This is a genomic window from Pseudoflavonifractor phocaeensis, from assembly GCF_021531375.1.
Lineage (GTDB): Bacteria > Bacillota > Clostridia > Oscillospirales > Oscillospiraceae > Lawsonibacter > Lawsonibacter phocaeensis_B.
The window spans coordinates 96,846-110,420 of sequence record NZ_JADYTU010000004.1; the positions used below are offsets into that span (position 1 = coordinate 96,846).

Consider the following 13,575-nt stretch of genomic DNA (forward strand, 5'->3'; position numbering starts at 1 on the left):
TTCCTTTCTTTGGCTGGGAGGCTGTAAAAAACGCTCCGCGGTAGGCGGAGCGTTCAGGAGCTTGTTACACCCTCATCTTGCGATACACTACCGCCGGATTTGGCACCTTGCACGGGGCAGGTTGCCGTGGTTTCATAGGGCCGGTCCCTCAACCACTCTTGATAAGGCGATTCAATTGTACTAAGTAAGTATATCAGTTTTTTCCCGTTTGTCAACTGATTTTCCCCTAAAAAAGCCGCGGCCGGAAGTTGCTCCGGCCGCGGACAGATGTACAGGGAGATTTAGTGCTGCTCCTCCAGGCTGTGGACCTGGGTCAGGACGGGGTTGACGCCCATCTTCTTGCCGTCCTCATACAGATAGAAGCCGGCGCCGCTCTTGCGGCCCAGGAAACCGGCGGTGACCATCTTGCGCAGGATCATGGAAGGATGATACTTGGCGCCATATTCCTTGTCCAGGACCATCATCACGTTAAGCAGGATGTCCAGACCCACCATGTCAGCCAGCTCCAGGGGACCCATGGGGTGGTTGCAGCCCAGCTTCATGCCGTTGTCGATATCCTCAACGGTACCGATATTGGAACCGACGATGACGCAGGCCTCGTTCAGCATGGGCAGCAGGGCGCGGTTGACGATGAAGCCGGGCTTATCGTCGGACAGGATCAGGGTCTTGCCCATTCTCTCGCCAACTTCCTTGATCTGCTCCAGAACATCCTGAGCGGTGAGCAGGCCGAAGATGACCTCGCACAGCCGCATCTTGGGCACGGGAGAGAAGAAGTGCATGCCGACCACGCGGTCAGGACGCTTGGTAGCGGCAGCCAGCGCAGTCAAGGAAATGGAGGAAGTGTTGGAGGCGAAAATGGTGGAAGCGGGGCAGACCTCTTCCAGTCTCTTAAACACCGCCTGCTTGGCTTCCAGATTCTCATAAATAGCCTCGATGACCAGATCGGCATTCTGAGCGCCGTTCATGCTGCTGTCCAGGCTCAGGCGGGCCAGAGCCGCCTCGCACTCTTCCTCAGTCATGCGGCCCTTTTCCACGTCGCGCTTGAGCATCTTCACGATGCCCGCCTTGCCGCGCTCCAGCGCCTCCTGACGCTGATCGTTCAGGGTAACGGTATAACCGTTGCAAATAGCGGTCTGGGCAATGCCGCTGCCCATCAGACCGGCGCCTACTACAAAAATCTTCTCAATAGCCATAATGTTCCTCTTTCCATCAAAAGTTAAGTTTCTTCGACCTCTGACTGGTCGCTCAGCCTCCGCTTGTCCGGCCACGGACACGGCCGTTTTCTTACGCCGCCTATCTTAGCACAGCAATCGGCGCACGTCTCAGCATAAATCGGCCTAAAATTGGCTTATCTTGACCTTAACACTCCCTTGGCTCGTCCGAGGCCAATCAAAAGCGGTTCAGGGCTACCGACCCGTCATCCTGTCCCTTCTCAATGGCACGGACCTGGGCATAATAGCCGTAGTCCTTGTTCACCTGGACATAAAAGCGGTCCCCCACCTTCTTGCCCAGCAGGGCGGAACCCATGGGTGCCTCCTTGCTGATGAGGCCCCGGAGCACGTCCTGCCGGACGGTGGTGACGATCTGCCAGGTCTCCTCCTCGTCATCCTCTTCCAGATACACCGTCACCTTGTCATACAGGCCCACGGTATCTGCCGCGGACCGGTCCTCAATGACTACGGCCGTCTTTATCATGTTCTCCAGGAAGCGGATGCGGCTCTCGTTTTTGTTCTTCTCCCGCTTGGCTGCCTTGTACTCGAAGTTCTCGCTCAGGTCCCCAAAGGACCGTGCCACCTTCACCTCCTCCAGCAGCTGGGGCCGGAGGGTGATCCGGCGGTAGTCCAGCTCCTCTTTCATCTTTTGAATGTCGATCTGCGTCAATTCGTTGTGCATTGCGTCCTCACAAACTCCATTCTGCGCCCGGGCGTCCGCTGGGTGCCGGCTCTTTACGCCTCCCAGCCTGCCAGATACTGTTTCTGCTCCTCGGTCAGGGTGTCGATGGCCAGCCCCATGGCCGCCAGCTTCACCCGGCCGATCTGGTCGTCGATCTCGTCGGGGACGTTGTAGACCTTTTTCTCCAGCCCCTCCCGGTGTCTGGCCAGCCATTCCAGGGACAGGGCCTGGACAGCGAAGGACATGTCCATGATCTCCGCCGGGTGGCCGTTGCCGGCGGCCAGGTTGACCAGACGGCCCTCGGCCAGCACATTGAGGGTGCGGCCGTCGGCCAGACGGAAGCCCTCGATGTTGGCCCGGCGGGGGAACCGCTCCGCAGCCATGGCGGCCAGAGCGGCCACATCCACCTCGCAGTCAAAGTGGCCGGAGTTGCACAGGATGGCGTTGTCCTTCATCACCCGGAAGTGACGCTCCACGATGACGTCCTTGCAGCCGGTGGCGGTGACAAAGATATCGCCGTATTTGGCCGCCTCATCCATGGGCATGACCCGGAAATTCTCCATGGTGGCCTCCAGGGCTTTGAAGGGGTCCACCTCGGTGACAATGACGTTGGCCCCCATGCCCTTGGCCCGCATGGCGATGCCCTTACCGCACCAGCCGTAACCGGCCACTACCACCGTCTTGCCCGCCACCATCAGGTTGGTGGTGTGCATGATGGCGTCCCAGGAGGACTGGCCGGTGCCGTACTTGTTGTCGTAGTAGTGCTTGGCCTTGGCGTCGTTCACCGCCATCATGGGACAGGGCAGGATGCCCGCCCGCTCCCGGGCGTAAAGGCGGTGGATGCCGGTGGTGGTCTCCTCGCAGCCGCCGAAAAGGCGGTCGCCGTACTGGGCGCACTTGCCTCCCAGCAGCGCGATCAGATCACCGCCGTCGTCCACGATCAGGTGGGGACGGCACTTCAAAGTCTCCACCAGCAGATCCTCGTACCCCTGGGGGGTGACTCCGTGGACTCCGTAGGTGTCCACCCCCAGTTCGGCCATGGCGGCGGCCACGTCGTCCTGGGTTGACAGGGGGTTGCAGCCCGTCAGATGGACGTCGGCGCCCCCTTCCCGGAGGACCAGACCCAGGTTGGCTGTCTTGGCCTCCAGATGGACGGAGACGGCGATGGTCAGCCCTTCAAAGGGCTTCTCTCTCCGGAACCGCTCCTCAATGCCGCTGAGGGCGGGCATAAAATCCCGCACCCACCGGATCTTCTGACGGCCCGAGGGGGCCAGGGCCATATCCTTCACAATGCTCATACGCTTCTCCTCCGCTGTATCTCTGTTTTCGCGCGCCGGACCGCTATTCCCGCTCCGTCAGCACCACATGGACGGTGTCTCCGGGCTGTTTGCCGATCCTCGCGCGGATATCCTTTCGCAGACCCAGGATGTGTCCCGGAGTTCCCATCCGGACCAGGCTGCCGTCGTAGGGCTCGCCGTCGAATTGGGCATGGACCTTCACCCTGCCCTTTCCGAACTCCGTCCGGACGTCATAGGGGAACTCCACATAAGCCCCGTCTACGTCGGGCACCTTTTGGATCACGGCGTCAAATTCATAGCGTTTCTTGCCCATAGACCTTCTCCTTGCCCTCCGGTCCTGTACTTGTTATTTTATCACAGTTTTCGCCCGAAAAAAAGCCGCTTTCAGGCCCTCGACAAAATTGTTTACAGTTTGGACGTAGACAATCCACGGAAAAACGGGTACAATGTGTTCTGCTTGATGATTTGTAATGAAGGAGGGCTGTCCATGAAGGCAGTTTCCCGCTGGCTGGACCGCTTTTGCTATAACCACCCCAACTTTGGACTTCCCGGGCTGATGAAGTATGTAGCCATCAGTAATCTGGCGGTCTATATCCTGGACATGTTTACCAACGGCCTTGTGACCCAGCTTCTGTACTTTAACTTCAGCGACATCCTTTCCGGTCAGATCTGGCGTCTCTTCACCTTTGTCCTGGTCCCCGCCATCGGGGGCGCCGGGACGGCAGGACCCCTCCAGCTCTCCTTCTTCTTTATGTTTCTGCTCACCACCTTCTTCTACTACTGGATCGGCACCACACTGGAACAGCACTGGGGTACCACCCGGTTCACCGTATTCTATCTCCTGGGCATCCTGCTGAACGCGGTCTATGGCCTGGTGACCCGGACGTCGGTGAATATGTACTACATCAACATGTCCATGTTCTTCTCCTTCGCCACCCTCTATCCGGACATGCGGGTCTATCTATACGGCATCATCCCCCTGAAAGTCAAGTGGATGGCCTGGCTGGATGTTTTCTTCTTCGCCTACGATTTCGCCTTCTACCTGACCTCGGGCTATGTGCTGGCCGCTTTCATGCCTTTGGTGGCCATCCTGAACTACTTTATTTTCTTCTGGGATGACCTGATGTCCATTCTCCGCCGGGGCCGTGACCGGGCCGCCCACAAGGTGGATCCCCAGACCATCAATTTTAAAAAAGCCCAGAAAGAGGTCCAGCAGCGGAAGGGCTACCTCCACAAATGCGCCGTCTGCGGTATTACCGACGCCGACGACCCCAACATGGAATTCCGCTACTGCTCCAAGTGCATCGGCTACTACTGCTACTGCATGAACCACATCAACAACCACACCCACGTCCAATAAGACTCAGAAACAACAAGGCGCTGTCCCGATGGGACAGCGCCTTGTTTTACTCTGGCGGCTCCCCCGCCCAGTTTATCTTCCAGCAGCCACCGCCTCGGCCACCCGGATGCCGTCCACGGCGGCGGACACGATCCCTCCGGCGTATCCCGCCCCCTCGCCGCAGGGGTACAGGCCCCGCAGAGCGGACTGGAGCCCCTCGTCCCGGAGGATACGCACCGGGGAGGAGGACCGGGTCTCCACCCCCGTTAGCACCCCGTCGGGGCCGGCAAAGCCGTGGAGCTTTCGATCCAGCAGAGGGATAGCCTGCCGCAGCGTCTCGGTGACATAGCCGGGCAGACAGGCTTCCATCTCCGTCCAGGTCACCCCCGGCCGGTAGGTGGGCAAAATGGCTCCCGGTCCCTCCGAAGGCCGGCGGGCCAAAAAGTCTTCCACCCGCTGGGCCGGGGCCATGAAGTCTCCCCCCCCCAGTTGGAAGGCGGCCAGTTCCCAACGCTCCTGGAACCGGACGCCGGCCAGGACGTCCTCCTCCGGGAAGTCCTGGGGCCCCACGCCCACCAGCAGTCCCCCGTTGATGTTCTTCCCGTCCCGGGCCCGAAGGCTCATGCCGTTGGTCACCACGGCTCCCTGCTCCGAGGCGGCGGCCACCACCTGGCCGCCGGGGCAGACGCAGAAGGTGAAGGCCGACCGTCCGCTGGGCAGGTGGCAGGCCAGCTTATAGTCCGAAGGGGGCAGCTGCTCCCAGGCGGGACCGTACTGCTGCTGGCTGACGGTCTGCTGGCTGTGCTCGATGCGCACCCCGATGGCAAACTGCTTCTTTTCCATGGGCACTCCCGCGTCACGGAGCATGGCAAAGGTGTCCCGGGCCGAGTGGCCGGGCGCCAGCACCAGAGCGTCGCAGGGCAGTTCATAGTCCCCCTGGGGACACTCCACCCTGAGAGCGGTGATCTGGCCGTTCTCCGTCCGCAGACCGGACAGCCGGTGCCCAAACCGAACGTCGCAGCCCAGGGATATCAACTCCTGCCGCATGGTCTTCACCACCTGCCGCAGCACGTCGGTGCCAATGTGGGGCTTGTGGGAATACCGGACGTCGGCGGGGGCGCCCGCCGCCACCAGCGTGTCCAGCACCGCGCTGATCCGGAGGTCGTGGGTCCCGGTGGTCAGCTTTCCATCGGAGAAGGTGCCCGCGCCCCCTTCGCCGAACTGGACGTTGGAGGAGGGGTCCAGCAGTCCCGTTTTCCAGAACCGCTCCACATCCGCCGTCCGGGCGTCCACATCCCGGCCCCGCTCCAGCACCACGCAGGGCAGGCCGTTCCGGGCCAGGAACAGGGCGGCAAACAGGCCCGCAGGTCCCATGCCCACCACCACCGGAGCCAGCGCCGACCGGCGCTTCACCTCCGGGAAGACATAGGGACGGCGCTGTGTCAGCGTCACGTTCCGCCCCGGAGCGTTCCGCGCCAGCCGCTCCTCCTCAGGCATGGACACCTCCACCGTGTAAACATAGTGGACGTCGTGCTTGTTCCGGGCGTCGATGGACTGGCGGACGATGTTCAGCTCTCCCAGCGCCGAGGGGCGGACCCCCAGAGCGCGGGCCGCCCGCTTCCTCAGTTGTTCCAGATCCCCGCCGACAGGCAGGGGCAGATTACCAATTTGGATCATAGACTCACCTTTTCACTGCCGCCAGGGAATACGGCGGCTCACAAGTAAAATCATTGTACCACATTCCCCGGCAAAACAAAAGGCCCGCCTCCCGGCGGACCTTTCTGTCCACTTACCACTTATTCCACCACCACGGCGGTTCCGCTGGCGGTGACCATCAGCATACCGTTGTCAGAGCCCAGCACCTCATAGTCCACGTCGATGCCCACCACGGCGTTGGCCCCCATATCCCGGGCCCGCTGCTCCAGCTCCCGGAGGGCGGTCTCACGGGCATTCATCAATTCTTCCTCATAGGTCCCGGAGCGGCCGCCGAAAAAGTTGCTGAATCCGGCCACGATATCCTTCACAAAATCCACACCGGCGATCACCTCGCCGAACACGACGCCGTGGTAAGCCACGATCTTCTTACCCTCAATGCTGGGCGTAGTGGTCAAGATCATTGGAACTCCTCCTTACAATTTATAAAATGTGGTTGAGATAACCCTCTACGTCGAATTCCTCCAGAAGGCTGTCCTTCCGCAGGTACAGGGGGTGATGGGGGTGTCCCTTCTTGGACTTTTTTCCAGCCGAATACCACCGGGCCCCCCGGGCCTTGCCCACGGCGATCATATCCCGGACACAGCCGGGCAGGTAGTCCCGCTTTTCGATGATGGTCCCCCAGGCGGCCCACACCGCCGGGGCTCCCGCCCGGTCCAGGGACAGGGCATAGTCAAAGGCCTTCATATTCTGGGCGTGGAGCTGCCGGTTATAGGTGCGCTCCATGTCGTCCGGATCGGTGGCCCGCTGGGCGTAGACATTGAACATGAGAAAGCTGTCATAGCCATTGTGGAGGGCCACCCGCTCCACCGATTTCAAGGTGTTGTCCAGATCGTCGGGGGCGGCGGTGGAGGGGTTGATCCCCACGCAGATCAGCGGCTTCTCCCCTCGGGTCCCCAGGATATAACGATACTCAGAGTAATGGTTTGGTACATAAATCCATTTTGTAATGTCATAATCAGGATTTGGACGGGCGGACTCCTCCAGAGCGCGGTCGAAATCCGCCAACTCCAGCAGGCTGGTCTCGCAGGCGGGGATATGCATGACAGGTTCTCCTTCCCGGTCGGCCCCAGGCGGACGCAGAGGGCGTGACCTCGAAAAATTCACATTTTAGCCGTTGACTCCGTTCTGAGCCTATTGCTATAATCGCTCTGTGTCCCGGCCTACTTTTTATTGACCAGGATCAGGCCCGCCACACACAAGACGATCCCCACCACCTTGGTCAAAGAGAGCTCCTCCCGATAGAACAGGACGCCCACCGCCAGCAGGGTGACGGCCAGCGTGCTGCTGGTCACCAGGGGACCCAGGCTGATGTCCCAGCCCACCTTGTACATAAAGATATTCCCCGCCTCCAGGCCCACGATGGCCAGGCCCAGCACCAACGTAGCCCAGTTGACCCGGGACAGCTCCTCGGCCAACCGCTTGGTGGGGCTGGTCAGGTAGTAGAGCGCGGCCGACACCACCGCTCCGATGAGGTAGGTGACGGCCAGGGAGGCGAAGGCGTTGATCTTGGGCGATGTGGATTTGGCGCAGACATGATAGATAACGCTGGAACAGACCACGGTAATGATCGGAAGATAAAAATACATCCTGATTCAGCCTCCATTCCCGGCGTTCTCTCCGGCTCTCGCCGACACCGCCTTAAATCCACTATAACAAATCCCCTATGCTTTGTCAAACTACCTTCTTGCCTCAGCCATTCCATTCAGAAAGAGAGGAATTTTCCATGCACACTTCCATCCGACGCACCCTTCCGCGGCTTGCCGGGCTGTCCCTGTCGGCCCTGCTCCTGCTCCAGCCCGCTCTGGCCGCCGGCCAGCCCGCGGTGCCCCAGGGCTGGACCTGTCCCTTCTCCGACACGGCCCAGGGGGACTGGTTCTATCCCTTCGTAGCTTCCCTGAACAGCCAGGGCGTAGTCAACGGCTACCCCGACGGCCGCTTCGGCCCCAACGACACCACCCGTGCAGGGGACTCTATCATCATGATCCTGAAAGCGGCGGGCAGCGGCGATCAGGAGCCTGTTCCTGGAGAACATTACGCCAGCGGCTATGCCGCTTATGCCTCGGAGCGCGGCTGGATCACTCCGGAGCAGCTCCCTGAGCTGACCGGGCCGGTTGCCCGCCTGTTCATTGCCCGTCTGGCCGCCCAAGCCCTGGGCCTGGCCCCTTCGGAAGCGGGATCCCCCTTCCGGGACCTGGACGACGGCTATGTTACCGCCTTGTATGAGAAGGGGCTGATCGCCGGCTTCCGGGAAGGCGAAGAGCTGTTCTTTCGCCCGGAGGACTCCATGACCCGGGCGGAGGTGAGCGCCGTGGTCTGGCAGATTCAGGAGTATGCCAGTCACATCCACTTTGGCTCCCACACCCTGGACATTTTGAAGGGAGTTCCGGTAAACTCCTACCGCTCAGAAAAATTCGTGCTGGCGGATGACCGGATGACCTATACCGCCGACGGCGTGGCGACTTCCCTTGGCGTGGATGTCTCCTCTTACCAGGGGGAGATCGACTGGCAGGCGGTGGCAGCTGACGGCATCGACTTTGCCATGATCCGGGCCGGTGGCCGGTATTACGGGCTGGACAGCGGCACTATCTTTGAGGACGCCCAATTCCGGGCCAACGTCCAGGGTGCTTCCCGGGTGGGCCTAGAGGTGGGAGTGTATTTCTTCTCCCAGGCTGTCTCCCCGGAGGAGGCGGAGGAGGAGGCCCGGTTCGTCCTGGACCTACTGGAGGGCTGTGACATTACCGGACCTGTGGTCTTCGACTGGGAAAACATCTCCAGCGCTCCCGCCCGCACAGACGGGGTGGACAGCGCCACCCTCACCGCCATGGCCAACGCCTTCTGCAATTTGGTGGAGGAGGCTGGGTATCAGCCCATGATCTACTTCAACCAGTACATCGCCTATCTCCTCTACAATCTGGAAGGGGTGGCCCAATATCCTTTCTGGCTCGCCCAGTACACCCAGTCCCCCGACTTCTACTATGATTTTCAAATGTGGCAGTATACCGACGCGGGCCAGGTGGCCGGCATCCAGGGCAAGGCCGACCTGAATCTCCGCATTCTGCCCCGGTGACCGTCTTTCTGTCCATCCCCTCTTGCCAAGCCACCTGATCCGTGGTTAAATGGAACTAATCTTCCAAACAGGAAAGGATGGATCACCATGCTCTCACTTCAGGATATCCAGCAGGCCCAGGCCCGCATCGCCCCTTACATCGTCCGCACCCCGCTGCTGCGGGTCCCGGCTCTGGACGAGGCCCTGGGATGTGAAGTTTATTTGAAATTCGAAGGCTTCCAGGTCATGGGTGCCTTTAAGATCCGGGGTGCCATGAACAAAGCCCTGTCCCTGACGCAGGAGGAGCTCCGTCGCGGGCTGGTCTGCGCCTCCTCCGGCAACCACGCCCAGGGCGTGGCCTGCGCCGCCCAGCTGCTGGATACCAAGGCCGTCATTGTCATGCCCACCAACGCCAACCCGGTGAAGCTGGCAGGCGTCAAATCCTTCGGCGGCCAGGTGGAACTGGTCGGCACCCTGTCCTCCCAGCGGGAGGCCCGGGCCCAGCAGTTGGTGGAGGAGGCGGGGATGGTCAACGTCCACCCTTACGCCGATCCCTATGTAGCCGCCGGCCAGGGGACCATCGCTCTGGAGATTCTGGAGGATCTGCCCCAGGTGGAGGCGGTGGCCTGCCCCATCGGCGGCGGAGGTCTGATCTCCGGCGTGGCTACCGCGGTCAAGGGTCTGAAAGAAGCGGTACAGACCATCGGTGTGGAACCCGCGGGTGCCCCCCGATACTCGAAGAGCCGCGCCGCCGGCTGTCCCGTGGCCCTGGACAAGGTGGACACCATTGCCGACGGCACCCGCACCGACCACGCCAACCCCGACAACTTTGAGATGATCCAGGCCCGGGTGGACCGGCTGTGCACCGTGGAGGATTCCTTTATTCAACAGGCCATGATCCTGCTGATGACCAAGGCCAAACTGACGGTGGAGCCCTCCGGCGCCCTGCCCGTGGCCGCCGCTCTGGCGGGCACTCTGCCCGTTCGGAAGGGGCAGAAGGTGGCTTTCGTCCTGTCCGGCGGCAACGTGGATCCGGCTCTGGCCGCCCAACTTTTGGCCCAGGCTTGAGCAACAGGTTCTTAACAGTTTTGCGGCTCCGCTTTTTTGAAAAAGCGGAGCCAATTTATTTCAAAATCTCTCATATCTTTTGATTTTTTCACCTGTTTTCCCCGTTCCTTTTCTCCCACTCCAGAAAGTTTTCTTAACAAAACCGGAACAAAACGGGCTGTTTTATTAGCGCCCTGTTTCGCCCCTCCTCCCGTATAATGATGGTGCAAAACCTTTTAAACCAGGAGGAGTTACAGATGCACAGCAAAGCCTATGAGGAAGCGAAAAGCGAGTTTTACAACTGCCTTCGAATGGTCCCCTTTACACTGGGGTTCTCCCTCTACTTCGCCTTCCGGGAGTGGAGGCCCATCATGAAGAAAGAGCTTCAAAAGGAGCGGACCCACGCGGCCGCCTGACCGGCCATTCCCCCTCCAGCAACAAAGCAGCCGAAACCGGGGATCTTCCCCTGTTTCGGCTGCTTTTCCATTTTTTGTTCCTTTGGCTCACAGGCCCTCCGCCATCCGGGAGCGCAGTCCGGAATAGCGCCTGTCCTGGCGGTCGTTGGCCACCATCCGGGCCACCGCACCCTGATCCCCCACCACGATAAACAACTCCTTGGCCCGGGTGATCGCGGTATACAGCACCCCCCGGGTCATCAGCATAGGGGCACCCTCCAGAGCGGCCAGGATCACCGCACGGTACTCGCTGCCCTGGGCCTTATGTACCGTCACGGCAAAGGCGGGTTCCAGCTCTCCCAGCATGTCCGGGGAATACTCCACCACCTTGCCGTCAAAATCCACGGTGACGGTCTCCCCGTCGATAGAGCGGATCACCCCGATGTCCCCGTTGAACATCCCCATGCCGGAGCGGACGCCTCCCTCCTCCCGCCAGAGGATGTCGTAGTTATTCTTCACCTGCATGACCCGGTCCCCGGCCCGAAAGACCCAGTCCCCGAAACGCCGCTCCCCCTTCCCCTTCAGAGGCGGGTTCAGGGCCTGTTGGAGGGCCTGGTTCAGGGCCCTGGTCCCCGTGCCCCTCCGCCGGGTGGGAGACAGGACCTGAATTTGGTCGGCGGGAATGCCCATGCGCTCAGGCAGCCGCCGGCGGCACAGGTCCACGATGGTATCCAGAGTACTCTGGCTGTCCCGCCGGCCCAGGAAGAAGAAGTCATTATCGTTTTCCCGCAGATCGGGCAGCTCCCCGTGGTTGACCAGGTGGGCATTGCGGACGATGGCGCTCTGGGCGGCCTGGCGGAAGATCTCGGTCAGCCGGACGGTGGGCACCACCTTGCTGCGGATCAGGTCGGCGAACAGGTTTCCCGGCCCCACCGAGGGCAGCTGGTCCGGGTCCCCCACCAGCACCAGGCGGCAGTCTCCCCGCATGGCGCCCAGCAGAGCGGCCATCAGAACCACGTCCACCATGGAGGTCTCGTCCACGATGACCGCGTCGGCGGGCAGAGGGTCATAGGCGTCGTGGGTAAAGACCAGCTTGCCGCTGTGGGGATCGAAGCCGGTCTCCAGAAGGCGATGGATAGTGGACGCCTCGGTGCCGCACAGCTCCCCCAGCCGCTTGGCCGCCCGGCCGGTGGGGGCGGCCAGGGCGGTCTCCAGGCCCATCGCCTCGAACAAGGCGAGCACCCCCCGCAGGCAGGTGGTTTTACCGGTACCCGGCCCGCCGGTGAGCAGCATGACCTGCCGGCTGGCGGCCAGTTCCACCGCCTGCCGCTGCTGGGGGGCATAGGTGATCCCCTGCTCCCGCTGGATGTGCCGGATCAGGCTGTCCAGCCCCTGGGGCGGCGTCAGCTCCTCCCGGCTCATCTCGCTGACCCGCTGGGCCACGAAGGTCTCCGCCTCGTACAGGGGGGGCAGATACACCGCCTCCTGTCCGGCCACCGCCTCGCATTCCACCTCGCCCCGGACGGCCAACGCCTCCAGACATTCCTCCAGCTGCTCCCCCGGCACCTCCAGCAAAACGCCCGTGGCCTCCACCAGCTTCCGGCGGGGCAAAAAGGTATGTCCGTTGTTCAGATTGTGGGCCAGTTCAAACAGGAGCCCGGCCTCCAGCCGCTGGGGGTCCTCCGCCCCCACGCCCAGAGAGAGCGCCAGTCCGTCCGCCAGAGAGAAGTCCACCCCGAACTCCTCCCCCACCAGCAGGTAGGGGTTGGCGCGCAGCACCTCCAGCGCCACGTCGCCATAGGCCCGCCACAGGGGCATGGCCAGCTCCAGGGGCAGTGCGTACTCCGTCAGAAATTCCATCAGGCGGCGCATCCCCATCTGCCGGCGGAACACGTCCCCGATCTGCCGGGCCCGTTTGGGTGAGATCCCTTTGATCCTAGTCAGCTTTTCCGGGGTTTCCTCAATGACGCTGAGGGTCTCCTCTCCAAACTCCTCGATGAGCAGCCGGGCGGTGGCCTTGCCCACTCCCTTCACCGCTCCCGAGGCCAGATAGTGGTAGATCTCCTTCAGGCCCTGGGGCAGGCGGCGCTCCACCGTCTCCGCCTTGAACTGGGGCCCGTAGGTGGCATGGCGCACCCAGCGTCCCCGGACAGACAGGTATTCCCCGGGGGAGACGCCGGGCATAGCGCCCACCACCGTCATCTCTTCTTCCTTCACGTCCATGCGGAGAATGGTATAGCCGTTTTCCTCGTTTTGATAAATAATGGCGGAGACGATCCCTTCGATCAGCTGGGAATCCATTGTCTCTTCCATGGGGCCGCCTCCTTCTCTCTAAGGTTGGGATATGTATTCGGTCAGATGGTCCGCGGGCCAAACCACCACGCCGGGCCAGCGGGCCGCCAAACGCAGGGCGATCTCCCGGCCCTGAGGGGTCAGGTCCACGTCGGCGATGACGATGGGACAGTTCAACAGTCCCAGTCCCCGCAGCCAGATCAGAGAGTGCACCGCCTGCTCCAGTTCCTCTCCCCCGCCCCGCCCCGGGATCAGCGCCCGGCAGCAGGGCTCGGCAATGGGCCGGAACATCCGCCCCAGCAGCCACCAGGCCAGAAAAGCCAGCCCCAGCACACATATCGCAGTCAGCAAAACATCCGCCATCAGACCCACAGAGCAACACCTCCAGGGCATCCTATGCGGGGGTGCCTCCGGCGGTGTTGGGCCGACTGGAAAACCTGCGGGAAAGTACGTCATTTGAAACATATAGTCTAAACATAAATTTTAGTTTATCGTTTCATGTAGGGTGAGGGCTTGGTAGGGCGGGGGCTTATCCCTCCCCCTTTTGGC

Annotated in this window: 14 protein-coding genes and 1 riboswitch; of the genes, 4 read left to right on the plus strand and 10 right to left on the minus strand. The window is 61.6% G+C overall.

The genetic code is table 11. The features are described 5' to 3' along the window. Positions 1-69: 69 nt before the first annotated feature. Positions 70-168: riboswitch (SAM riboswitch) on the minus strand. Positions 169-281: 113 nt separating this feature from the next. From I6E39_RS03150 to I6E39_RS03165, 4 genes are all read right to left on the minus strand, one after another. After that, a complete protein-coding gene (locus I6E39_RS03150) occupies positions 282-1,193 on the minus strand; it encodes a 3-hydroxyacyl-CoA dehydrogenase family protein (RefSeq protein WP_235379957.1) in 912 nt (303 codons plus the stop codon). A 196-nt stretch (positions 1,194-1,389) separates the two neighbouring features. Next, the gene (locus I6E39_RS03155; protein ID WP_235379958.1) at positions 1,390-1,893 is read right to left on the minus strand and encodes a GreA/GreB family elongation factor; all 504 of its coding nucleotides are present in this window, start codon (positions 1,891-1,893) and stop codon (positions 1,390-1,392) included. 53 nt (positions 1,894-1,946) lie between these two features. Beyond that, positions 1,947-3,191: an adenosylhomocysteinase gene (locus tag I6E39_RS03160; protein ID WP_235379959.1), complete on the minus strand. Its 1,245-nt coding sequence runs from the start codon at positions 3,189-3,191 to the stop codon at positions 1,947-1,949. Positions 3,192-3,234: 43 nt separating this feature from the next. Continuing rightward, on the minus strand, positions 3,235-3,504 hold the full coding sequence (locus tag I6E39_RS03165; protein ID WP_235379960.1) for a DUF1905 domain-containing protein: 270 nt from the start codon (positions 3,502-3,504) through the stop codon (positions 3,235-3,237). A 174-nt stretch (positions 3,505-3,678) separates the two neighbouring features. Between I6E39_RS03165 and I6E39_RS03170 the strand changes: the two genes are divergently transcribed. Beyond that, entirely contained in the window at positions 3,679-4,551 is an 873-nt protein-coding gene (locus I6E39_RS03170) for a hypothetical protein (RefSeq protein ID WP_235379962.1), read from the plus strand. A 72-nt stretch (positions 4,552-4,623) separates the two neighbouring features. Here the strand turns inward: I6E39_RS03170 and I6E39_RS03175 are convergent, their stop codons facing one another. The 4 genes from I6E39_RS03175 to I6E39_RS03190 form a co-directional block, all read right to left on the minus strand. Then, positions 4,624-6,207, minus strand: coding sequence for an NAD(P)/FAD-dependent oxidoreductase (locus tag I6E39_RS03175; protein WP_235379964.1), 1,584 nt, complete (start codon positions 6,205-6,207; stop codon positions 4,624-4,626). Positions 6,208-6,326: 119 nt separating this feature from the next. Continuing rightward, positions 6,327-6,647 carry a putative heavy metal-binding protein gene (locus I6E39_RS03180; protein WP_235379966.1) on the minus strand — a complete coding sequence of 107 codons (321 nt, stop codon included), beginning with the start codon at positions 6,645-6,647 and terminating at the stop codon, positions 6,327-6,329. A gap of 19 nt (positions 6,648-6,666) precedes the next feature. Then, entirely contained in the window at positions 6,667-7,287 is a 621-nt protein-coding gene (locus I6E39_RS03185) for a DUF1643 domain-containing protein (protein ID WP_235379967.1), read from the minus strand. Positions 7,288-7,406: 119 nt separating this feature from the next. Further along, on the minus strand, positions 7,407-7,832 hold the full coding sequence (locus I6E39_RS03190) for an EamA family transporter (RefSeq protein ID WP_235379969.1): 426 nt from the start codon (positions 7,830-7,832) through the stop codon (positions 7,407-7,409). A 137-nt stretch (positions 7,833-7,969) separates the two neighbouring features. Between I6E39_RS03190 and I6E39_RS03195 the strand changes: the two genes are divergently transcribed. The 3 genes from I6E39_RS03195 (at position 7,970) to I6E39_RS03205 (ending at position 10,755) form a co-directional block, all read left to right on the plus strand. Further along, entirely contained in the window at positions 7,970-9,313 is a 1,344-nt protein-coding gene (locus I6E39_RS03195) for a GH25 family lysozyme (protein WP_235379970.1), read from the plus strand. An 87-nt stretch (positions 9,314-9,400) separates the two neighbouring features. After that, positions 9,401-10,360 (plus strand): threonine ammonia-lyase, encoded by a 960-nt coding sequence (locus tag I6E39_RS03200; protein WP_235379971.1) that lies wholly within the window; start codon positions 9,401-9,403, stop codon positions 10,358-10,360. A 236-nt stretch (positions 10,361-10,596) separates the two neighbouring features. Further along, positions 10,597-10,755 carry a hypothetical protein gene (locus I6E39_RS03205; RefSeq protein WP_235379972.1) on the plus strand — a complete coding sequence of 53 codons (159 nt, stop codon included), beginning with the start codon at positions 10,597-10,599 and terminating at the stop codon, positions 10,753-10,755. 87 nt (positions 10,756-10,842) lie between these two features. On the opposite strand, the gene recD2 is transcribed toward I6E39_RS03205, so the two are convergent. Beyond that, a complete protein-coding gene (recD2, locus tag I6E39_RS03210; RefSeq protein ID WP_235379973.1) occupies positions 10,843-13,047 on the minus strand; it encodes an SF1B family DNA helicase RecD2 in 2,205 nt (734 codons plus the stop codon). Between the two features lie 18 nt (positions 13,048-13,065). Next, positions 13,066-13,398, minus strand: coding sequence for a hypothetical protein (locus tag I6E39_RS03215; RefSeq protein ID WP_235379974.1), 333 nt, complete (start codon positions 13,396-13,398; stop codon positions 13,066-13,068). Between the last annotated feature and the right edge of the window lie 177 nt (positions 13,399-13,575).